Source organism: Agrobacterium sp. El2ro-1b (assembly GCF_048298475.1).
GTDB lineage: Bacteria > Pseudomonadota > Alphaproteobacteria > Rhizobiales > Rhizobiaceae > Agrobacterium > Agrobacterium fabrum.
Map to the genome: position 1 here is coordinate 437,257 of NZ_CP103459.1, position 22,552 is coordinate 459,808.

Sequence of the window (22,552 nt, forward strand, 5' to 3'; positions counted from 1 at the left end):
TTCACGGCATCTATCCGATCAGCCCTTCCCGCCTCTGGCCCGGCGGGATGCCTTTCAGAAACATGGTTTGCCAGAACCATGCTTGTCGATGCCGGCCTCCGGTTCGCAAAGGGCGCCGCGCGTATCGCCCTTCCGTTCCGGTTGCGGGAAGAATGATGCGGCCAAACGGGCTGATGGGGATGAGTGGGAACGTATTTTTCGGGAAGTAACTGAAAACGAAGGAGGGGTGGTGCGGAATTGTCCTCACCTTGGGGTGCTGATGGCGAACAGGCCCCCTCATCCGGCCCTTCGGGCCACCTTCTCCCCGGCGGGGAGAAGAAATATGCCGCGCCCCTGGCATGTGGCAAGGAGCAGGAAGCTTGTTCTTCTCCCCGCCGGGGAGAAGTGCCGGAGCGGAGCGAGGCGATGTGGGGGTGACGTTGCCGTCACCCCGACAATCACGTCAAACGTAACGATTGACCACGTTTTCGAGATATTCCTGGCGACCGGACTTCGGCTCAGGATTGATATCGTCGCGCTCGACCAGCGCTGCGATCTCTTCGAGCTTCAACTCGCCGCGCAGCATCTTCTGGGCTTCCGGGGAATCCCACTTCGCGTAACGCTCGGAAAGCGGCTTGGACAGCGCGCCGTCCTCGATCATTTTCGCCGCCGCCTTCAGGCCACGGGCGCAGCAATCCATGCCGCCGATATGACCGATCAGCAGATCCTGCGGATCGAGCGACTGGCGACGCAGCTTGGAATCGAAATTGGTGCCGCCATTCTTGAATCCGCCGCCGGCGAGAACATGGTAATAAGCAAGCGCCATTTCCGGCACGTTGTTGGGGAACTGGTCGGTATCCCAGCCGGACTGGTAGTCGTTGCGGTTCATGTCGATGGAGCCGAAAATGCCGAAGGCATTGGCCATGGCCAGCTCATGCTCGAAGGAGTGGCCGGCGAGGATGGCGTGGCCCTGCTCGATATTGACCTTCACTTCTTTTTCGAGACCGTTTTTCTGCAGGAAGGCATAAACGGTTGCGACGTCGTAGTCATACTGGTGCTTGGTCGGCTCCTGCGGCTTCGGCTCGATCAGGATCGTACCTTCGAAACCGATCTTGTATTTGTATTCCACCACCAAATTGAGGAAGCGGCCGAGCTGGTCGAGTTCACGCGACAGATCGGTGTTGAGCAGGGTCTCGTAACCTTCACGACCGCCCCACAGAACATAATTCGCGCCGCCGAGCGTCTTGGTGGCGTCCATGCAGGTCTTCACGGTTGCGGCGGAGAAGGCGAAGACATCCGGGTCCGGATTGGTCGCGGCACCCGACATGAAGCGGCGGTTGGAGAAGAGGTTGGCCGTGCCCCACAGCAGCTTCACGCCGGTATCGGCCTGCTTCTGGGCGAAGTAATCGACGATCTCGTTGAGGTTCTTGGTGTTCTCGGCGAAGTTTTTGCCTTCCGGACGCACATCGGCGTCATGGAAGCAATAGAACGGTGAACCGAGCAGCGAGAAGAACTCGAAGGCCACGTCTGCCTTCAGCTTGGCGGCCTGCATCGTGTCTTCAAACCACGGGCGCTGGAAAGTCTGGCCGCCGAAGGGATCACCGCCCGGCCAGGTGAAGGTGTGCCAGTAGGCAACCGCGAAACGCAGGTGATCTTCCATGCGCTTGCCACCGACGATCTCGTCGGGGTTGTAGTGGCGGAAGGCCAGCGGATTGGTGCTGTCGGGGCCTTCATATTTGATTTTGGCGATATCGCCGAAGAAGCCTGTGCTCATTGGGTGGTTCCTCCTCTTGGGGTGGGTTTGGGTGGTGTTCAAAAATTAAGGTCAGCGTTTGCCGCTTACCCCCCTCTGTACTGCCGGACATCTCCCCCTCAAGGAGGGAGATCGGCAAGACGATAACTTCGGCGCATCCTCAGCAATGTGAGAGATGGCCGGGACGGCGCAGCAATTCGATCTCCCCCCTTGAGGGGGAGATGTCCGGCAGGACAGAGGGGGGTAAACCGCACCCTCGACACCTCACTGCGAAAGCGCCCGAATAGCCGGATAAAGCGCATGATACCGCCGGTAAGCCTCTTCATAAGCATCGCCAAGCGCTGCCACCGGCTCAATCGTCCGCGCCGTCTCCGGCTGCGAGCAGACGGCAACCGGATCGGCCCCAGTCGCGGCAATCAGGCCGAGACGGGCGGCACCAAAGGCCGCACCGAAATCGCCCTCAGCCGGAATATCGACGGGAACGCCAAGCGAGGTGGCGATCGAGGCCAGCCAATAGGCCGAACGAGAGCCGCCGCCGATAGCGGTGACGCGGGAGATGGACGTGCCGGCGGATTTCAGCGCTTCGAGATTGTCGCGGATCGCGAAAGTCACGCCTTCCAGCACGGCCTGGGTCAGCGCCTTGCGGTCGCTTTCATGCGACAGGCCGATGAAGGAACCACGGATGGCAGCGTCATTATGCGGCGTGCGTTCGCCGGAAAGATAGGGCGCGAAAGTGACGCCGGTCGGTGCGAGAAGCGTCTCGCCGAGTTCGCCGGTCAGATCGGCAGCGGATTGCCCGGTGAGGCGCGAATACCAGTTCAGCGCATCCGTGGCGGAGAGGATAACGCCCATCTGGTGCCAGGTGTTGGGCAGCGCATGGCAGAAGGCATGCACGGCGCTTTCCGGCTTCGGCAGATAGGAGGCATTGGCGGCGAAGAGGACGCCTGATGTGCCGAGCGACACGAAGGCGTGGCCCTCCTTCACCGTGCCCATGCCGCAGGCCGACGCCGCATTGTCGCCGGCACCACCGGCGACGACGGCGCGGCCGGAAATACCCCATTCGGAAGCCAGCTCAGTGCGAAGAACGCCCGCCTCATCCGTGCCTTCAACCAGCGACGGCATGTGTTTTTCATCGAGCCCGGTGGCGGCAAGCAGCTCAGGGGACCATTTACGCGCGCCGGTATCGAGCCAGGAGGTGCCGGCGGAATCCGACATTTCCGAGATATATTCGCCGGTCAGCCAAAGGCGGAGATAATCCTTCGGCAGCAATACCTTCGCCACTTTCGCGAAGATGTCGGGTTCGTTCTTCGCCACCCAGGCAAGCTTCGGCGCGGTAAAGCCGGGGAAGACGATATTGCCTGTGATCTTGCGGAAACGCGGATCGGCATCGAGCGCGGCGGCTTCGGCATGGGAGCGCGTGTCGTTCCACAGGATGCAGGGGCGCAGCACCTTGCCTTCGGCATCCACAAGCGTCGCGCCATGCATCTGGCCGGAAAGGCCGATGCCTTTCACGGCGGCAAGCTCTTTCGCAAACTTCTGCTTCAAGCCTGCAACGGCCGTTTTCGTCGCGGCAATCCAGTCCGCCGGGTTCTGCTCGGACCAGCCGTGGTGCGGGCGCGAAACGTCCAGCGAGCCGTTGGTCGAGCCGATGATTTTCTGATCGCCGTCCATCAGCAGGGCTTTGACGCCTGACGTGCCAAGATCGAGACCGAGATACATGTATTTCTCCATTCCGGCGCTCCACGCGCCACTTCCAGCCTGTTTGCTCAGGGCAGATTGTCCCTGAGGAAGATGTCGATACGGATACGTTCCTGCGCGGCGATGACGGGCAGGCCATCGGCGCGCGCCTTCAACACGCGGATGGCGCTGCGCACCTCGTGGCCGGCATCCTGGTTGAGCACGGCATCGAGCAGCCCTTCCCTCAGCGCATTGGCGGTGTTTTCCGTCAGCTCATGGGCGATGACCGAAAGCGCTCTTTCGCCATCTGCGGCCCCAAGCGCGCGGATGAGACCGCGATTACCTGCGCCGAGACTGTAGATGCCTGACAATGCAGCATCGCCGAGCGCCTCGCGCACCAGCGCCTCGACGGTGACCGGATCGTCCCTGCCCTCCAGCACCGGCAGCAGCCGCACCTGCGGAAATTCGGTTTCGAGGACGGCGCGAAATCCTTCCAGACGTTCGCGATGGTCACGCACCAGCATGGAGCCGGCAACAACCGCGACATCGCCGCCATGCCCGGGGAGAAAACGCCCCATCAGGCTCGCCGCCGTGCGCCCGGCCGCGACATTGTCAACGCCGGCATAATGATCTCGCCGCGAGCCGGAAAGGTCGGACACCAGCGTGACCGTAGCGATGCCATCTTCCGCCAGCCGGTCGGCGGCTTCGGCCACATCTTCGGAATCGGTGGCGACGAAGGCGACGCCGGACGGTTTTTCCCGCCGCGCCACCTCGAGAGCTTCTGTGAGCGCTGTGGCATTAAAGGGCGGCACTTCGATCACGCGGATGGCCGTGCGCTCCAGATGCGAGCGGCCGGCCGCAGCCCGCACTTCGGCACGCAAAGTCGCCATGAAGGAATTGTCATTGCCCGGCAGAATGAAGATCATCGAGTAGTTGCGGCCCTTGGCCAGATTGGCGGCGGCGATATCGCGCACATAACCTAGCTCGGCAATGGCCGCTTCCACCCTTGCACGGGTGGCGACATGCACGCCGGGGCGCATGTTCAGCACCCGGTCGATGGTGGCGAGACTGACGCCCGCACGCTCGGCGATATCGTGAACTGTCGGCTTCATGGCTCCTCCCATCGCTTTTGAATATCTAGCTTTGCGGTCGAGGTAAACCGAAAAATGATGTACGTACCTCATATTTCGAGGAATGGGACTGCGGCTAATAGAGAGTACGCCGGTAATCCTGCTCCAGCTGCTCATCCATCTTCTGCATGTCATCCCCATTCGTCGGGGCGCCTGTCGTTTCATCCAGAATGATCTTGATAAGCGAGGGCATTTCCGACCGGGACTGGAAATGCGCCGGATCCCACAGATGGGAGCGCCGGAATGCCTTGGCGCAATGCATGAAAACCTCGCCTACCCTGACGACGATAGCGAGTTTGGGAACGCGATCCGCAACACTCATGAGTTTCAGCACTTGCGGATCCGTGCTTAGCGTCGCACGTCCGTTCACGCGCAATGTGTCATCGAAACCAGGCACGATGAACAGCAGCCCAACATTGGGGTTGGCGAGGATGTTGCTAAGGGTATCCAGACGGTTATTGCCGGGCCGATCGGGGATCGCCAGCGTTCGCGCGTCGAGAACCTTCACAAATCCGGCAGGATCGCCGCGCGGGCTGACATCGGCTTTGCCCTCCAGATTCTGGGTGCCGATGCACAGGAAAGGAGAACGCCTTATGAATTCCTGCGCATGTTCGCCAAGCCTGTCCTGGCACTTCTGTATCGCCAGCGCATGTGTCGGCTCGAACAGCCCGCGAAGCGACTGCTTATCCGCAATAGTGAACTCTGGATTGAGCTCCAAGGCCATCATGATCCCCCTGAACTGCCCGCCGATGCGGTCTGAACCCGGGTCAGCCGTCCTCTCGGCCCCGTTTTCGTCCGCTCAAACGCTAATTGAGGTACGTACCTCAGAAATTGATATACATGGCTTGTCCGTTGTGATCAACAGCCTCACGCGCTCGGACACGCGCTTTTTTTTGCCGAAACAAAAAAGGGGCCGTCATTTCCGACGGCCCCAGCTCTGCGGTGGATGGGAGGGGATTTCGTTCAGTGCGCCGCGTCTGGTGGCGGCGCTGCCTTGGGTTTCTGGATCAGCACGGTCATGAAGATCAGGCTGCCGAACAAAAGCGTCAGCGCGAAGAACACGTCCGCGAAGGCCAATATCCATGCCTGCTGCGAGACGATGCCGACCAGTTTCTTGATCGCGACGGAAGCACCGTCGAGCCCATAGGAATCGTAGTTCGCGCCGACATTGTTCAGCCACTCCAGCGCCTGCGGATTGGAGTAGCTGACATGTTCGGCCAGCCGCACATAGTGATCGTCGGTGCGCTGCGACAGCAGGGTATTGATGACGGCAAGACCAACCGCGCCGCCGAGGTTACGGGTGAGGTTGAACAGACCGGATGCATTGCGGATACGGGCCGGCGGAAGCGTGCCGAGCGCGATGTTGTTGATCGGCACCATGCACATCATCAGCCCGAAACCGCGCAGGATCTGCGGGATCAGCAGCTCGTAGAAATCCCAGTCGGTCGTGACATAGGTCATGATCCACGTACCGCAGCCGAAGCTGATGAAGCCGATGGCCATCATCACCCGCGGATCGAGCTTGGTGGAGACCTTGCCGGCGATCGGCGCGGTGAAGAACATCGCAAGGCCGGAAACGAACATCGTCTCGCCGATCATCAGCGCATCATAGCCGCGCACCCGGCCGAGATAGAGCGGGTAAAGATAGGTCAGCCCATAAAGCCCGATGCCCATGACGAAGGAAAACAGCGAGCCGATGGAGAAGTTTCGGTCCGCGAAGGCACGGATGTCCACCACGGGGAACTCCACCTTGAAGGCACGCCAGAAGAACACCACCGCGCCGATGACCATGGCGATGGATCCGATGACGATGCGTTCATCGTTGAACCAGTCCTTGTTGTTGCCCTCTTCCAGCACATATTCCAGCGAGCCGAGGAAGACCCCCATGGAGATCAGCCCCCACCAGTCGAACTTCTTCCAGAGCGAACGTTCCGGCTTGTCGAAATCGATCAGGCTCCAGGTCAGGATGGTGACGATGATGCCGGGAATGATGTTGACGAGGAACAGCCAGTGCCAGGAAAAGGCATTGGAAAGATACCCGCCGACCGTCGGGCCGATGGTAGGCGCAAGCGTGGCGACCAGACCGATGATCGGTGAGACGACGGAGCGCTTGGACGGTGGGAAAATGGTGAAGGCGGCCGCAAAGACTGACGGGATCATGCCGCCGCCGATAAAGCCCTGAATCGCCCGGTAGACGATCATCTGGTCGATATTGGTGGCTGTGGCGCAGAGCGCGCTCGACAGCGTGAAACCCGCCGCGCAGGTGGCAAACAGCACGCGCGTGGACAGAATGCGCGCCAGCGTGCCCGACAGCGGGATCATGATGACTTCAGCGATCAGGTAGGAGGTCTGCACCCAGGCGATCTCATCCGAGCCCGCGCCTAGGCCGGCCTGGATTTCCGCCAGCGAGGCGGAGACGATCTGAATGTCGAGAATGGACATGAACATGCCGAAGACCATCGCGAAGAACGCGATGAGCCTGCGCCTGTCCATCGGTGGATCGACGGGGATGGACGCCCCGCCTGTGCCGACAACCGTAGCCGCCATGATCTTGCCCTCAACGAAGCCTTACTTGGCCTGCGGGTTAACTTGCGCCGTTCTGGTGTTTTCAGGTGCCGTGCGGGTGTCGACATCAACAACGACACTGAGGCCGGCGCGCAGATTGTGCTTGGCAAGGTCTTCCTTGGAGAAGACGATGCGAACCGGCACGCGCTGGATGACCTTGGTGAAGTTGCCCGTCGCATTTTCCGGCGGCAGCATGGAGAAGACCGAGCCCGAGCCGGGCGAGATCGACTGTACCGTGCCTTCGATGGCCTCGTCGTCGAAGGCATCCACGTGGACGCGGACCTTCGAACCGGGCACAACACGGGCCAGCTGCGTTTCCTTGAAATTGGCGTCGATATAAAGCTCGTTCATCGGCACCAGCGAAGCGAGGCGCTTGCCGACCGAGACGAGATCACCCGTCTGTACCGCCAGATTGCCGATGACGCCGTCATAGGGTGCCTTCAGAACCGTGAAGGAAAGATCACGGGCGGCCTTGTCCTTGGAAAGCTGCAGCGACCGGATGGTGCTTTCGGCTTCCTCACGCTGGGCGCGCAGAAGCTCGACATTGGCTTTCGCAGAAGAAATCGCCGCCTCGCCGGCCACGACATTTGCCCTGGCCTGATCAAGCGCGACCTGCGCGTTATCGGATGCGGCGACCGTGCCGACGTCCTTTGCCTGCAATTCGGTGGCGCGCTTCTGGGTGATTTCGGCGCCGCGAAGGGCGGCATCCAGCGCCCCCTTCTGGGCGACGGCCTGTTCCTGCGCCGCCTCGCCGCCGATGATCTGCGCATCGATGCGCTTCAGCGACAGTTGTTCGGTGCGTATCTGTGCGTCGGCCTGTTCGAGCGCGATGCGGTAGTCGCCATCGTCAAGCGTCACCAGCGGATCGCCCGCCTTGACTTCCTGGTTTTCGACGACGTTCACCTTGGCGACGTAACCCGAGACTTTCGGCGCGATGACGGCGATATCGCCTTCTATGTAGGCGTCGTCCGTCGAGACCAGGAAGCGACCGTCGACCCACCAGTTATAGCCATACCAGCCCGCACCTGCGAGCAGGGCGACGGCAATGATCGGCAGAAGCGGCGAACGCTTCTTCGCCTTCGGCGCAGCAACGGCGGGAGCTGGAGCCGCCTGCGGCGGGGCGTCAGCCGGCTTTGCCGGGGAGGTCTCGGCCTTGGCGGAGATATCCGCCTCTTCCGCATCGTTGACGGCGCGAACCGCGCTATTCTTCTGGGCCGACATGAGATTGTACCGTGATAGATTGAAGAAAGTTTTTTCGAACTGAACCGTTCGGTTCGATTGACATAATCTCTTTCCTGACACATATCAAGTGTTATCGAACTGATTGGTTCGACGTTCGGTTAATTTTTTTTACGTCATTCCGATGCTAAGGGGCATTAGCGATGGCAGGTGAAGACAGGGATATGGAGACGGAAACGGAAACGGTCTGTCCGGGCAACACCGCCGGGCGTTTTGCGGCGGGCGAAGACCCCGCCAAACGCGACCAGATTCTGGCGGGCGCGTGGCGCGTGTTCAAGCTCAAGGGCTTCGACGCCGCCAGCATGAACGACATCACCCGTGAAGCCGGCGTTTCCAAGGGTACGATCTATGTCTATTTCTCCAACAAGGAGGATTTGTTCGCGGCGTTGGTCGACCATCACCGGCAGGAATTTGCCACCTCCATGCGCAATATTCTGGCCGGCACCGAAGAGGTGCGCAAAGGCCTGGAACAGTTCGGCAAGGCTTTTGCCAACAAGATGATCTGCTCGGACATGATCCCCGCCATGCGCTCGGTGATCGGCGTCATCGACCGCATGCCCAAGCTCGCCCAGCGCTTTTTCATCGCCGCACCCAATAACGTCCGCACCGTGCTTCAGGATTTCATCGAGCACCATATCGCGCTTGGCCATCTGAAGGTGGATGACGTGGAACTGGCCGCGCGGCAATATATCGAGCTTTCCACCGGCACGTTCTTCAAGCTGCGCCTGTTCGGCGAGATCGACGGCCCGGTTCCGGAAGAGGAGCTGGACCGGGTGATCGCCAGCGCGATCAAGGTGTTCATGGCAGCCTACGGAACCGACAAGGCCTGAAATCATTCAGCAACGGGCGACCGGACCGGCAACGGCACGGGGCCTGATACGCGGTTTGCGCGAAATTTCGATGAAATCCTGCCCATGACAGGCGGGGCCTCCTTGTTTCTCGCGTATTGCGCTATAAATTCCACGAACCGAATGTTTCGGGTGGCCTTGTTGCTGAAAGGAAAAATTCCCTGATGGAGTCCGTTCTCCCTCTTCTGTCCGACCCCGCTGCCTGGGTGGCGCTGGTCACCCTGATCGTCATGGAGGTCGTGCTTGGCATCGACAACCTGATCTTCATCTCGATCCTCACCAACAAGCTTCCGCCTGAACAGCGCGAAAAAGCCCGCAAGATCGGCATCGGACTTGCGCTCATCATGCGTCTCGGCCTGCTGGGCACTGTCGCCTGGATCGTGCAGCTCACCACGCCGGTCTTCGAAATCTTCGGCCACGCCTTCTCTTGGAAGGACATGATCCTCATCGCCGGCGGTCTCTTCCTGATGTGGAAGGCCACCAAGGAAATCCACCACAATGTCGATCCTGAAGACCACAAGGAAGACATGGTGGGAGGCCCGGTTGCGATGAATTTCGGCGCCGCCATCGGCCAGATCCTGCTGCTCGACCTCGTTTTCTCGGTGGACAGCATCATCACCGCCGTTGGCATGACACCGCATCTGCCGATCATGATCGTGGCCGTGGTCTTTGCCGTTGCGGTGATGCTGCTGGCCGCAACGCCACTCGCCAACTTCATCGAGCGCAACCCCACCATCGTCATGCTGGCACTCGCCTTCCTGATGATGATCGGCACGACGCTGATCGCCGAAGGCATGGGCTTCCATGTGCCCAAGGGCTACGTCTATGCCGCCATGGCGTTTTCGGCGCTGGTGGAACTGCTCAACATGCTGGCGCGCAACGCCAGACAGCGCAAGAAAGCGCAGGCGGCCGGCAAACCGCATTGACGACCTATTGTTTCGGTCATGCTGCGTTCATTCAGCCCAAGTCCTTGGGCTGAACTCTTCCGCCGCGCGTCTGCGCGGCGGCCGGATAACGGCTCAAAAACGATATGACGGAGAAAACGGGAAACCCCAACTCCGACCCGGAACCGCTTCACCCCGCCTTGCGTTCTTCGATATCATCACCGATAGAGTCCTCCCCCGGTGCCTCTCATTCGAAAGCATAAGCAAGCATGACGACAGAACAGATCCTCGCTTTCGTCGTGATCGCCGGCATGATGGTCGCTTTCATCTGGGATAGGTTCCGTTACGATGTCATCGCCTGCAGCGCATTGCTGGTGGCGGTGGCGCTTGGTGTGGTGCCATTTAACAAGGCTTTCTCCGGCTTTTCCGACGATATCGTCATCATCGTCGCCAGCGCGCTGATTGTCAGCTCCGCAGTCGCACGTTCCGGCATCGTCGATATGACGATCAAGAAATATTTCCCCGAGATGCGCTCCAAGAGTCTTCAGCTCGCTTTTCTGATGATCATGGTTGCCGTCATGTCGGCGTTCATCAAGAATATCGGCGCGCTCGCCATCATGATGCCGGTGGCTTTCCAGTTCGCGCGCAAGTCCGGCAGTCCCGTTTCCTATTACCTGATGCCCATGGCTTTTGCCGCGCTGCTGGGCGGCTTGATGACGCAGATCGGCACCTCGCCTAATATTGTCGTGTCGCGGTTGCGCGAAGAGATGACCGGGCAGAGCTTCACAATGTTCGATTTCACCCCCGTGGGCGCTGCACTGACGGTGATCGGCATTATTTTCCTCACCTTCGGCTACCGCCTGCTGCCGGTGCGAAACCGCCAGCAGGCCTCGGTGGAGGACGTCCTCGACCAGTCGGCCTATACGGCGGAGGCAACGCTGCCGCCGGACAATATCTTCGTCGACAGACCGCTGCGCGAGCTTCTCAAGCAGGCCGATGGCGACGTGATCGCCAGCACGATCCTGCGGGGTCCAAGGCGCATTTCGCCTTTTCCGGATGTCAATCTCAAGGCGGGAGATACGGTGCTTCTGGAGGGAAGCCCCGAAGGTCTGGACCGCATCGTTTCTCAGTCAAAACTGCTTTTGTCTGGCAGACCCTTGATGGAGAATGGCCAGAAGACCGTCGATCTCATTTCCATGGAAGCCGTCATCAGCAACGAATCCGTTCTCAACGGCATTTCGGCACGGGAACTCGCGCTGTCCTATACGCGCGGCGTCAATCTTATTGCCGTCAGCCGCCGCGGCCAGCGCGTCAGCCAGAGGCTTTCCGAACTGACGCTCCAGGCCGGTGACGTCATCCTGTTGCAGGGAAGCCGCAAGAACCTGCCGCAGGTATTGCAGGAATTTTCGTTGCTGCCACTCGCCCAGCGCGAAATCCTTCTCGGCGTGCAGCGCCGCGCGCTTTTGCCCGTCATCGTGCTGGCCGCCGCCATGCTGGCCGCCGGCAGCGGACTGGTGCCGGTTTCGGTTGCTTTTTTCGCCGCCGCCTTCCTGATGATCGTTGTCGGCGCCATCCCGCTTACCGAGGTCTATAAATCGATCGACGGGCCGATCCTCGTCATGCTCGCCGCCCTTATTCCCGTCAGCGATTCGCTTCGCACCAGCGGGGCGAGTGAACTGATCGCGGGCTGGCTCGGCCACGCGGCGCAGGGGCTGCCGCCTTTCGCGGCGCTCGGCATGATCCTGCTCACCGCCATGGCTGTGACGCCCTTCCTCAATAATGCCGCCACCGTGCTGGTCATGGCCCCCATCGCCGCCGGTTTTGCCACCACGCTCGGCTTTCGGCCGGAGGCCTTCCTGATGGCGGTGGCAATCGGCGCCGGCTGCGATTTCCTCACCCCCATCGGCCACCAGTGCAACACGCTTGTCATGGGCCCGGGCGGGTATCGTTTCAGCGATTATCCGCGCCTAGGACTGCCGCTGTCGATCATGATCGTCATCGCCAGCATTCCCATGCTGCTTTACGTCTGGCCGGTGAACTGAGGCCGGGTGGCGAGACTGGCCAACCCCTCGGGACTCCATATTTCCTTGACGCCTGCGGCAGAATATGGCCTAAGCCGAAGCCGAACGGGAATATGAAAAAGGCACTTTCTTTTCGCCTTTCGACATGATGTCCTGCCGCATTCAAACGAAAACTCCGTGATATCAGGGTGAACCGTCCCGATGTCACTCCACGTCACGACGAGTGAATTTCATGACCACTTCCGGCGTTCGCGTCCGCATCGCACCTTCCCCCACCGGCGAGCCGCATGTCGGCACCGCCTATATCGCGCTGTTCAACTATCTCTTCGCCAAGAAACACGGTGGCGAGTTCATCCTGCGCATCGAGGATACCGACGCCACCCGCTCGACCCTTGAATATGAGCAGAAGGTGCTGGAAGCGCTGCGCTGGACCGGCCTCACCTGGTCAGAAGGCCCCGATGTCGGCGGCCCTTACGGTCCCTACCGTCAGTCCGAGCGCAAGCCGATGTACTGGCCCTATGCCGAAGAGCTTCTGGAAAAAGGCCATGCCTTCCGCTGTTTCTGCACGCCCGAGCGGCTTGAGCAGATGCGCGAGGCCCAGCGCGCCGCCGGCAAGCCGCCGAAATATGATGGTCTTTGCCTCCACCTGAAGGCTGAAGAAGTGACCACCCGCGTTGCCGCCGGCGAGGCCAATGTCGTGCGTATGAAAATCCCCACCGAGGGTTCGTGCGATTTCCACGACGGCGTTTACGGCGATGTCTCGATCCCCTGGGATTCGGTTGACATGCAGGTGCTGATCAAGGCCGACGGCATGCCGACCTATCACATGGCCAACGTCATCGACGACCATCTCATGAAGATCAGCCACGTGGCGCGCGGCGAAGAATGGCTCGCCTCCGTGCCCAAGCACATCCTGCTTTACCGTTATTTCGGCTGGCAGGAGCCGGTGTTCATGCATCTTTCCCTGATGCGCAACGCCGACAAGTCAAAGCTTTCCAAGCGCAAGAACCCGACCTCGATCTCCTATTATTCGGCGCTCGGTTACCTGCCGGAAGCGCTGATGAACTTCCTCGGCCTGTTCTTCATCCAGATCGCCGAAGGCGAAGAACTTCTGACCATGGAAGAGCTGGCCGCGAAGTTCGACCCGGAAGCACTGTCCAAGGCCGGCGCCATCTTCGACATCCAGAAGCTGGACTGGCTGAACGGCCGCTGGCTGCGCGAAAAGCTTTCGCCGGAAGAATTCATTGCCCGCACGCTGGAATGGGCGATGGAAAATTCCCGCCTGACCGAAGGTCTGAAGCTTTCGCAGAGCCGCATTTCCAAGCTCGGCGAATTGCCGAACCTTGCCGGGTTCCTGGTGTCGAGCGATGTTGGCCTGACGCCGGCTTCGTTTGCCGGGTTGAAGAGCAAACCGGAGGAAATCCACGAAATCCTCACCACGGTTGCCGCCGACCTCGAAAAAATGCCGGACTGGAATGTGGAAGCCATCGAAGCCGAGTTGCGCGACGTGGCCGAACGCACGGGCAAGAAGCTGCGCGTCGTGACGCCGCCGCTCTTCGTCGCCGTCTCCGGTTCATCGCGCTCGCTGCCGCTGTTTGACAGCATGGCGCTGCTCGGTCGCTCTGTGGTGCGCCAGCGCCTGAAAGTGGCGATTGCCGTTGTGGCCACGATGGTTGGCAGCGGAAGCTGATAATTGGTGTTGGCGGTCACGCCGGCATCCTGAAATATACCCCTCTGCTTGGGGTACCCCCCTCTGCCCTGCCGGGCATCTCCCCCTCAAGGGGGGAGATCGACAAGCGGCTGACACTTTGCCCATGGAACGGGCGGGCGCGGCATCTGATCTCCCCCCTTGAGGCGGAGATGTCCGGCAGGACAGAGGGGGTAGCCCCGAGCGCAAAGGGTAACCGCAACGAACAAGCCCGCTTAAGGCAAAAAACATGACCGACACCAAGACCGAAACCACCGCCCTTTCCTCCGACGCGACAGAAGTGCGCCGCCAGAAACTTGCGCTGCTGCGCGAGCAGATCGGCGACGTCTATCCGGCGCATTTCCACCGCACGCTGAGCAATGCCGAGCTTGCGGAAAAATATGCCGATATCGAAGCCGACGTTGAGACCGGCGATACGGTGACGGTGGCGGGTCGCGTTTATTCCTCGCGCAATTCCGGCATGTTCATGGATATCCATGACGCCTCCGGAAAGGTGCAGATCTTCTCCCACAAGGATACGACGCCGGAAGCGGCGCGCAACCTGCTGCCGATGATCGACATTGGCGACATCATCGGCGTCACCGGCAAGGTGCGCCGCACCAAGCGTGGCGAGCTGACGATCAACGCCGAAGAAATCACCATGCTGACGAAGTCGCTGCTGCCGATGCCGGAAAAGTGGCATGGTGTCTCCGACATCGAACTGCGTTACCGTAAGCGCCATCTCGATATTCTTGCGAACGAAGACTCCAAGCTGCGCTTCCTGCAACGCTCGAAAATCCTCTCGGGCATTCGCCGCTTCATGGAGGCCGAAGGCTTCCTGGAAGTGGAAACGCCGATGCTGCAGACCGTTTATGGCGGCGCAACGGCCGATCCGTTCAAGACCTTCCACAACACGCTGAAGATGGACATGTATCTGCGCATCGCGCCGGAACTGTTCCTGAAGCGCACGCTGGTATCGGGCCTTTCCGACAAGGTCTTCGAAATCAACCGCAACTTCCGCAACGAAGGCGTCTCCACAAGGCACAATCCAGAATTCACCATGATGGAGTGCTACTGGGCCTATGCCGACTACGAGGACATCATGGGTCTCGTGGAACGGCTGTTCGAGACGCTGGCGATTGCCCTGCATGGCACGACCGAAGTGGAGTTCCAGGGCCAGACGATTTCCTTCAAGGGCCCGTTCAAGCGCGTGCCAATGCCTGATGCCGTGAAGGAAGCGACCGGCATCGATTTCCTCGCCATCAAGACCGACGAAGAGGCCCGCGCCGCTGCCAAGGGTGCCGGCTTTGCCGTCGAGAAGGACTGGACCTGGGGCGAATGCCTTGCATTCATCTTTGAAGAAAAGGTGGAAGCCACGCTGATCCAGCCGAGCCACGTCACGCATTTCCCGAAGGACATCTCGCCCTTCGCCAAGGAAGTGCCGGGCGAACCGCGCCTCGTCGAGCGTTTTGAGAGCTATTGCAACGCCTGGGAAGTGGGCAACGCCTTCTCGGAACTCAACGATCCCGAAGAACAGCGCCGCCGCATGGTGGAACAGCTGGAACAGGCCCATGCCCGCGGCGAAAAGGACAAGCAGCTGGACGACGAGTTCCTCGACGCCATCGACCAGGGCATGCCGCCCGCCGGTGGCCTGGGTATCGGTGTCGACCGCCTGATCATGCTCTTGACCAACGCCCCGTCGATCCGCGACGTGATCCTCTTCCCGGCCCGCCGCAACAAGGCGGATTGAGAAGAGACGAAGAAAGGGAGCTTCGCGTGAGAAGCTCCCGATAACCTCGTTCGTTATGCCAATGACCGACCGTCCCTCATTCCTGTGCTCTTCACAGGAATCCAGTCTACGCACGTCTGCGTGGCGGGGAAGGACTCCTTTCAGCCCAAGGACTTGGGCTGGCTTGATCCCTGTGAAACGCACAGGGATGAGGAAAGACACCACTACCTTCCGGGATTGTGTGGCCTGCGCCGAATTCCGGCGCCCTTAATGCCCTGCCTTGGCCTTGTCGCCACCCGGTTCACCCGCCTCAGCCTTCTCCTCCGCCGCCTGCGCAGTCGTGGAGCCTTTTCCGAAGATGAGTGATTTCAGATAGGACAGGCTGAAGATGCTGCCGCTATCAGCTTCCGGTGTCGAGGTCAGAAGCTCGTCGGTGACGGGTTCGCCATGGGCTTCGGGAGACGGCGTTTCGCCGTTGGTTTCCGGGCTCGTTTCACCATGTCCGCTCTCAGCCGGGGCAGCGCCGTGTTCGCCACCGGCGGCGCCCTTGTTTTCGCCGTGACCTTTCGGTGCCTTGCCCTCGTGACCTTCAGAGCCACCATCCAGGACCGGGGTGGCGCAATCGGCGGAATCGCTGAGGCTGGCCGCCATGGCTTCGGTATCTTCCAGCGGCAGATCGATGCGCAGACCGTAAAACTGGCCGCTGCCATTGGCGGCGCCATCGTAATAAAAGGCGGAATAACGATGGGCGTTGGCGCCTTCGGGAATTTTTGCCGGATCGGGAATGAAGACCACCTGTGCGGCAATGGCGCGGCCGCGCATTTCCGAGCGCAGCTGCGGTCCGTTTTTGTCCAGCACGGAAACCTGCACCAGATCGGGTTTCTGCTTGTCGTAGACCGCTTTTGCAACACGAAGCGCGGTCTTCAGCCGCTCGGGGCCGTCTCCGCCTCCGGTGCGGATGAATTTGCGCACCCATAAGGCGCCGTTCTTGCGGATGTTGACCGTCTGGACTGCGTCGCAGGAAAGCCCGTTGGTCGAAGCATAGGATGGACCAAGCAGCCGATCGCTGCCGATGAACACGGCAGCAGAACCGGTCGCACCCGCCAAGAGCAGGATCCCGCCTCCGATCATAACGAGCTTGCGCGAAAACCGCATTCGTCCGAATACAGCTTTCACCCGCAACATCCTGACATCAAGTACCCCGCCTTAAGCCCTCACCCCGAAACGTGGCTCGAAGGATGAGGGACACGCGGGATAAGCCACGGACCACGCTGTCCGAGCCCTGAGATAGTGCCGCTTTCTCATTGAAAAAAGTTTAACCGGGCCGCCTCCGTCCGGCCAAAAACGCACCAATTTCGGACATTTCCGAAATCAGTCAAATTGAGAATGATTTGCAATAGCGTTGACATCTTTAATTCCATGACAGATGGTATTGCGAGTTAATCGCAACAGAAATTGGTGACAGACGTGAATCTCCATAAAATCCGCCATGCCCTATTTGCTTTTTCGCTTTTCCTGCCGGGTGTCGCCGTCGCGCAGGAAAAGCCGAAGGTGGTCACCACCTTCACTATCATCGCCGATATGGCGCGCAACGTGGCGGATGATGCGGCGGATGTGGAGAGCATCACCAAGCCGGGTGCGGAAATTCACAATTACCAGCCGACGCCGCGTGATATTCTCAAGGCCCGCAAGGCCGATCTGGTGCTGCGCAATGGCCTCAATCTGGAATTGTGGTTCGAGAAATTCCTGGCCAATCTTTCCGGCGTGCCGGATGTGACGGTGAGCGATGGTGTGCAACCCATGGCGATCAGCGGCGGCGCCTATCAGGGGAAACCCAATCCGCACGCCTGGATGTCGCCCGATAACGCCTTGATCTATGTGGAAAATATCCGCAAAGGCCTTGCCGAAATCGACCCTGCCCATGCCGATGTTTATACCGCCAATGCCAAGGCCTATTCGGACAAGATCAAGGCCACGGTGCAGCCGATCCGCGATGCGCTTTCCGTTCTGCCTGACAACAAGCGCTGGTTGGTAACGAGCGAAGGCGCCTTTTCTTATCTCGCGCGTGATTTCGGCCTGAAGGAACTGTTCCTGTGGCCGGTCAATGCCGATAGCCAGGGCACGCCGCAACAGGTTCGCGGCGTGATCGACGCCATGCGTGAACACAATATCCAGGTCATCTTCAGCGAAAGCACGGTTTCCGCCGATCCCGCAAAGCAGGTGGCCAAGGAAACTGGTGCGGCCTATGGCGGCGTCCTTTATGTGGATTCGCTGAGCGAGGCGGACGGCCCGGTTCCGACCTATCTGGACCTGCTACGCGTGACCAGCGAAACCATCGCCAAGGGACTGTCTTCATGAGAATGGGCAGTAAAAAATCCGGCGGCGGCCTGACGGTTCAAAATGCGACAGTGACCTATCGCAATGGCCACACCGCATTAAGAAACGCCAGCTTTTCCATCCCCCGCGGAACGATCACTGCACTTGTCGGCGTCAATGGCGCCGGCAAGTCCACAATTTTCAAGGCGATCATGGGTTTTGTGCCGCTGGCAGCCGGGTCCGTATCGATTTTCGATCTGCCGGTGAAGGAAGCGCTCAAGAAAAACCTCGTCGCTTATGTGCCGCAGGCCGAGGAGGTGGACTGGAGTTTTCCGGTGCTGGTGGAGGATGTGGTGATGATGGGCCGTTACGGCCACATGAATTTCCTGCGCATCCCGTCGAAACGCGATCACCAGATGGTCGAGGAGGCGCTGAAACGCGTCAACATGCTCGATTATCGCAAGAGGCAGATCGGCGAGCTCTCGGGCGGGCAGAAGAAGCGGGTGTTTCTCGCCCGGGCGCTGGCGCAGGAAGGCCAGGTCATCCTGCTGGACGAGCCTTTCACCGGCGTCGACGTGACGACTGAAGAGCAGATCGTTGCGCTGCTGAAAGCGCTGCGTGACGAAGGCCGGGTCATGCTGGTCTCCACCCATAATCTCGGCAGCGTGCCGGAATTCTGTGACCGCGCCGTGTTCGTCAAGGGCACGGTTCTGGCGTCCGGCAAGACCGCGGATACCTTCAACGAGGAGAACCTGCAAAAGGCCTTTGGCGGCAGCCTGCGCCACTTCGTGCTGGGCGGTGCGGAACTGCATGACGATGCCGATCCGCGCCGCCTGAAGGTGATTACCGATGACGAGCGTCCCTTCGTGATCTACGGCAAGAATGGCCAGAACGGGCATGAGGCAAAACCTCCGAAAGAAAAAACCGATGATAAACAGCCTTCTTGAGCCATTCACCTATGGCTATATGCTGAACGCCATCTGGGTCAGCGCGCTGGTGGGCGGTGTCTGCGGTTTTCTCTCCGCCTATCTGATGCTGAAGGGCTGGTCGCTGATCGGCGATGCGCTTTCCCATGCCATCGTCCCCGGTGTGGCCGGGGCCTATATGCTCGGCCTGCCCTTTTCGCTGGGGGCCTTTCTGTCCGGCGGGCTTGCGGCCGGTTCGATGCTGTTCCTGAACCAGAAGACGCGCCTCAAGGAAGACGCGATCATCGGCCTGATCTTCACCTCGTTTTTCGGGCTTGGCCTGTTCATGGTGTCGCTCTCGCCCACATCGGTGAATATCCAGACCATCGTACTTGGCAATATTCTGGCGATCACGGCGGAAGACACCATCCAGCTGGCGCTGATCGGCGGCATCAGTCTCCTCGTGCTGGCGCTGAAATGGCGCGACTTCATGGTTGTGTTCTTCGATGAGAACCATGCACGCACCGTGGGGCTGAAACCGGAAGTGCTTAAGGTGATCTTCTTCACCCTTCTGGCCGCCTCCACGGTCGCCGCTTTGCAGACGGTCGGGGCCTTCCTCGTTGTCGCCATGGTGGTGACGCCGGGCGCTACCGCCTATCTCCTGACCGACCGTTTCGAACGGCTGATCCTGATGAGCCTGATCATCGGTGCGGCCACCAGCTTTGTTGGCGCCTATCTCAGCTATTTCCTCGATGGCGCCACCGGCGGTGTCATCGTCGTGCTGCAGACCGCAATCTTCCTTGCCGCCTTCGTTTTTGCGCCAAAGCACGGCCTGCTCGCGTCGCGCGCCAAGGCCCGCAAGGCACTGGAGGAAACGCCATGAGCGACACTCTCGAACTCGCCATCCTGCCGTTTCAGCTGCCCTTCATGCAATATGCCTTCGTCATTACACTCATGATCGCGGTGCCTATGGCGATGCTGTCCTGTTTTCTGGTGCTGAAGGGCTGGTCGCTGATGGGGGATGCCGTCTCCCATGCCGTGCTGCCCGGCGTCGTGGTGGCCTATATCGCCGGCATACCGCTCTCCATCGGCGCTTTCATCGCCGGGATGATCTGTGCGCTCGGCACCGGTTTCATCAAGGAAAACAGCCGCATCAAGGAAGATACGGTGCTGGGCATCGTCTTTTCCGGCATGTTCGGGCTGGGGCTGGTGCTTTACGTGAAGGTGCAGAGCGACATGCATCTCGACCATATTCTCTTCGGCGACATGCTGGGCATTGCACCCAAAGACATGCTGGAGACGGGTCTGATCGCGCTTTTTGCCACGCTGTTCCTCGGCATCCTGCGCAAGGACCTCTTGGTCAACGCCTTTGATGCGCAGCATGCCAAAGCCATCGGCCTGCCCGTGCGTGTGCTGCATTATGGTCTGCTGATGGTCCTGTCGCTCACCGTCGTCGGTGCATTGAAGGCGGTGGGCATCATCCTCTCGGTCGCCATGCTGGTGACGCCAGGCGCAATCGCCTTCCTGCTGACCCGGCGGTTTTCCGCCATGATGCTGGTGGCCATTGTGGTGGCGGTTGCCTCATCGCTGGCTGGCATTTGGGTGAGCTTCCTGATCGACAGCGCGCCAGCCCCCACCATCGTGATGTTTATGAGCCTTGCTTTCGTCGTTACCTTCATCCGCACCACCTGGAAGGCCCGGCGAACCTCCTCGGCCACGGAGGCGGGTTTCTAAAACAACGATTTTTGCGGGCGTGTGGAACATTTTCGCCTTTTGCGCGTCATTTTGCTGAGCCTGTCGCGGGGCGGCGGGCTTGGCAAATTATGCAAAAGGGGAAGCGCCATGCTGAAGTGGGCTCTTATTTTCTTCGTTATTTCTTTGATCGCAGGCGTATTCGGCTTTACCGGCATTTCCGCGGCGGCGGCGGGCGTGGCCCGTATCCTGTTCTTCATCGCCGTGGTGATCTTCCTGGTCTTCCTCGTGCTTGCACTGATGGCCGGCAGCGCCATCGTCTGAACGAAAAAGGCGACCGGTTTTCACCGGTCGCCTCTCCTCTTTCCAGTAAAGATAATCAGCCCGTCCAGCCGCCATCGATCACATGGATCTGGCCGGTGGTGAAACCTGCCTCGTCGGAAGCGAGATAGGTGACGAGCGCTGCGATTTCTTCCGGCGTGGCGATGCGGCCCATCGGCTGGCGGGCGATGAAATCTGCGAGCGCCTGTTCGTAATTACCGGTGGCGCGCAGGCGGTCATGCAAGGACGGGCTGTCGACCGTGCCGGGGCAGATGGCGTTGCAGCGAATACCCTTGGTGACGAAATCGGCGGCGATGGCCTTGGTGAGACCCACGACGGCCGCCTTGGAAGCCGTATAGGCGAAACGGTTCGGCACGCCCTTCACGCTTGAAGCAACCGACGACATATTGACGATCGCGCCCTTGCCCTTTTCCAGCATGCCGGGCAGGAAGGCGCGGCAGGTGCGGTACATCGCCTTGGCGTTGAGATCGAAGGAGAAATCCCAGTCCTTCTCTTCACAATCGAGAATGGTGCCGGAATGCACGAAGCCGGCGCAGTTGAACAGCACGTCGGCATGGCCGATATCGGCGGCGAAATCCTTGACGCCATCTCCGTCAAGCACGTTCAGAACCCGGGTTTCCGCACCTTTCAGGGTAGAAAGCGCCTGCTCGTTGATATCGGTGGCGATGACGCGCGCGCCGAGCGATATGAAGCGCTCCGCCGTCGCCCGGCCGATACCCTGACCGGCGGCGGTGATTACCACTGTCCGGCCGTTAAAATCCTGCACCATGAATAGCCTCCCGCTAAAGCCGACCGCCAGCGTGGCCGAGCCGTTGAATTTCAGTGATCTCAAATATGGATCGACAATTCATATCTAAACGCGGTATTCATATGGCGTCAAGCAAACTTGCGCGGATGCGGGGTATCGGGCAACCATATTTTAAGGCACCCCCGCCCGGCACGCATCAGAAACACCATTGAGGCCAGATGACCGACGACGACAGCGAAAGATATCGTGCCCCCGCCCTCGACAAGGGCCTGGACATTCTCGAGCTTCTGGCCCGCACGGATGGCGGGCTGACGCAGATCGAGATCGCCAAGGCGATCGGCAAAAGCCCCAACGAGCTGTACCGCATGCTGGACCGTCTGGTGCGCCGGGGTTATGTGCAGCGGCTCGACGGCGACCGGTTTTCGCTGACGCTGAAAATGTTCGGGCTGGCGCATTTTCATGCACCGATCCGCCGGCTCGTCTCCTTCGCCGCACCTGTCATGCGCGATTTCTCCGCGAGCGCTGAACAGGCCTGTCATCTCGCCGTTTATGATCGCGGCAGCGTCGTTGTCATCGCCCAGCAGGAATCCGCCACCTATTGGGCCATGTCCATGCGGGTCGGCGCGCAAATGAGCCTGTTCCACACCGGCTCCGGCCATGTGCTTCTGGCCTTCCAGACAGAGGCGCAGCGCGAGATCATGATGACCGAACAGGTGCGCGGCAGCGGCGAGACCGTGCCGGCGGACCTAGCCGAGCGGCTGCGGCAGGTGCGCAGCAACGGCTTTGAATCCATGGACAGCCTGCAGACGGCGGGCGTGCGCAACATTTCCGCCCCTGTTCTGACGCTGGATGGCACCGCACTCGCCGTCATCACCTGCCCCTATATTACCACGCTCGGTGGCACGGCCCCGACGCGCGACACTTGCGAACAGCTGATCCGCGACGCGGCAAAACGCATCTCCGAAGTGGTGACGGGAAACGTCTGAAGGGCACAAAAAAACGCGACCGGCAGGGTCCGATCGCGTTTCAATTGACTG

19 protein-coding genes are annotated in these 22,552 nt (G+C 60.2%); 11 read left to right on the top strand and 8 right to left on the bottom strand.

The window, feature by feature from the left end; translation table 11 throughout:
* Positions 1-442: 442 nt before the first annotated feature.
* The 6 genes from xylA to NYR50_RS16305 all read right to left on the bottom strand — a co-directional run bounded on the left by xylA (position 443) and on the right by NYR50_RS16305 (position 8,325).
* Entirely contained in the window at positions 443-1,753 is a 1,311-nt protein-coding gene (gene xylA, locus NYR50_RS16280) for a xylose isomerase (RefSeq protein ID WP_121691808.1), read from the bottom strand.
* A gap of 243 nt (positions 1,754-1,996) precedes the next feature.
* Complete coding sequence (gene xylB / locus NYR50_RS16285) at positions 1,997-3,451, bottom strand: xylulokinase (protein ID WP_418138262.1); 1,455 nt, start codon at positions 3,449-3,451, stop codon at positions 1,997-1,999.
* Between the two features lie 47 nt (positions 3,452-3,498).
* On the bottom strand, positions 3,499-4,521 hold the full coding sequence (locus NYR50_RS16290) for a LacI family DNA-binding transcriptional regulator (protein ID WP_418137625.1): 1,023 nt from the start codon (positions 4,519-4,521) through the stop codon (positions 3,499-3,501).
* Between the two features lie 94 nt (positions 4,522-4,615).
* Positions 4,616-5,266 (bottom strand): pyridoxamine 5'-phosphate oxidase family protein, encoded by a 651-nt coding sequence (locus NYR50_RS16295; RefSeq protein WP_418137626.1) that lies wholly within the window; start codon positions 5,264-5,266, stop codon positions 4,616-4,618.
* 236 nt (positions 5,267-5,502) lie between these two features.
* Positions 5,503-7,086 carry a DHA2 family efflux MFS transporter permease subunit gene (locus tag NYR50_RS16300; protein WP_418137627.1) on the bottom strand — a complete coding sequence of 528 codons (1,584 nt, stop codon included), beginning with the start codon at positions 7,084-7,086 and terminating at the stop codon, positions 5,503-5,505.
* Between the two features lie 21 nt (positions 7,087-7,107).
* Entirely contained in the window at positions 7,108-8,325 is a 1,218-nt protein-coding gene (locus tag NYR50_RS16305; RefSeq protein ID WP_418137628.1) for an HlyD family secretion protein, read from the bottom strand.
* A gap of 161 nt (positions 8,326-8,486) precedes the next feature.
* On the opposite strand from NYR50_RS16305, the gene NYR50_RS16310 reads away from it, so the two are divergent.
* The 5 genes from NYR50_RS16310 (at position 8,487) to lysS (ending at position 15,533) form a co-directional block, all read left to right on the top strand.
* The gene (locus NYR50_RS16310; protein ID WP_006309861.1) at positions 8,487-9,173 is read left to right on the top strand and encodes a TetR/AcrR family transcriptional regulator; all 687 of its coding nucleotides are present in this window, start codon (positions 8,487-8,489) and stop codon (positions 9,171-9,173) included.
* 182 nt (positions 9,174-9,355) lie between these two features.
* On the top strand, positions 9,356-10,117 hold the full coding sequence (locus NYR50_RS16315) for a TerC family protein (protein ID WP_006309863.1): 762 nt from the start codon (positions 9,356-9,358) through the stop codon (positions 10,115-10,117).
* A gap of 227 nt (positions 10,118-10,344) precedes the next feature.
* Positions 10,345-12,117, top strand: a complete 1,773-nt coding sequence (locus NYR50_RS16320; RefSeq protein ID WP_174011897.1) for an SLC13 family permease — start codon at positions 10,345-10,347, stop codon at positions 12,115-12,117.
* 211 nt (positions 12,118-12,328) lie between these two features.
* Positions 12,329-13,786, top strand: a complete 1,458-nt coding sequence (gltX, locus tag NYR50_RS16325) for a glutamate--tRNA ligase (RefSeq protein ID WP_418137629.1) — start codon at positions 12,329-12,331, stop codon at positions 13,784-13,786.
* 247 nt (positions 13,787-14,033) lie between these two features.
* Complete coding sequence (lysS, locus tag NYR50_RS16330; RefSeq protein ID WP_174011892.1) at positions 14,034-15,533, top strand: lysine--tRNA ligase; 1,500 nt, start codon at positions 14,034-14,036, stop codon at positions 15,531-15,533.
* Positions 15,534-15,779: 246 nt separating this feature from the next.
* On the opposite strand, the gene NYR50_RS16335 is transcribed toward lysS, so the two are convergent.
* Complete coding sequence (locus tag NYR50_RS16335; protein WP_418137630.1) at positions 15,780-16,697, bottom strand: hypothetical protein; 918 nt, start codon at positions 16,695-16,697, stop codon at positions 15,780-15,782.
* A gap of 282 nt (positions 16,698-16,979) precedes the next feature.
* On the opposite strand from NYR50_RS16335, the gene NYR50_RS16340 reads away from it, so the two are divergent.
* The 5 genes from NYR50_RS16340 to NYR50_RS16360 all read left to right on the top strand — a co-directional run bounded on the left by NYR50_RS16340 (position 16,980) and on the right by NYR50_RS16360 (position 20,749).
* Complete coding sequence (locus NYR50_RS16340; protein ID WP_418137631.1) at positions 16,980-17,870, top strand: metal ABC transporter substrate-binding protein; 891 nt, start codon at positions 16,980-16,982, stop codon at positions 17,868-17,870.
* Complete coding sequence (locus tag NYR50_RS16345; RefSeq protein ID WP_211398704.1) at positions 17,867-18,775, top strand: manganese/iron ABC transporter ATP-binding protein; 909 nt, start codon at positions 17,867-17,869, stop codon at positions 18,773-18,775. The genes NYR50_RS16340 and NYR50_RS16345 overlap by 4 nt, the downstream gene beginning before the upstream one ends.
* A complete protein-coding gene (locus NYR50_RS16350) occupies positions 18,756-19,616 on the top strand; it encodes a metal ABC transporter permease (RefSeq protein ID WP_010973877.1) in 861 nt (286 codons plus the stop codon). Before NYR50_RS16345 ends, NYR50_RS16350 begins: the two co-directional genes overlap by 20 nt.
* Positions 19,613-20,467 (top strand): metal ABC transporter permease, encoded by an 855-nt coding sequence (locus NYR50_RS16355; protein ID WP_174011887.1) that lies wholly within the window; start codon positions 19,613-19,615, stop codon positions 20,465-20,467. Before NYR50_RS16350 ends, NYR50_RS16355 begins: the two co-directional genes overlap by 4 nt.
* Positions 20,468-20,575: 108 nt before the next feature.
* Positions 20,576-20,749, top strand: coding sequence for a DUF1328 domain-containing protein (locus NYR50_RS16360; RefSeq protein ID WP_010973875.1), 174 nt, complete (start codon positions 20,576-20,578; stop codon positions 20,747-20,749).
* A gap of 55 nt (positions 20,750-20,804) precedes the next feature.
* On the opposite strand, the gene NYR50_RS16365 is transcribed toward NYR50_RS16360, so the two are convergent.
* The gene (locus tag NYR50_RS16365) at positions 20,805-21,536 is read right to left on the bottom strand and encodes an SDR family oxidoreductase (protein WP_003499083.1); all 732 of its coding nucleotides are present in this window, start codon (positions 21,534-21,536) and stop codon (positions 20,805-20,807) included.
* Between the two features lie 197 nt (positions 21,537-21,733).
* Here NYR50_RS16365 and NYR50_RS16370 point away from each other — a divergent pair, with 197 nt between their 5' ends.
* The gene (locus tag NYR50_RS16370) at positions 21,734-22,501 is read left to right on the top strand and encodes an IclR family transcriptional regulator (protein WP_174011885.1); all 768 of its coding nucleotides are present in this window, start codon (positions 21,734-21,736) and stop codon (positions 22,499-22,501) included.
* The last annotated feature ends 51 nt before the right edge of the window (positions 22,502-22,552 follow it).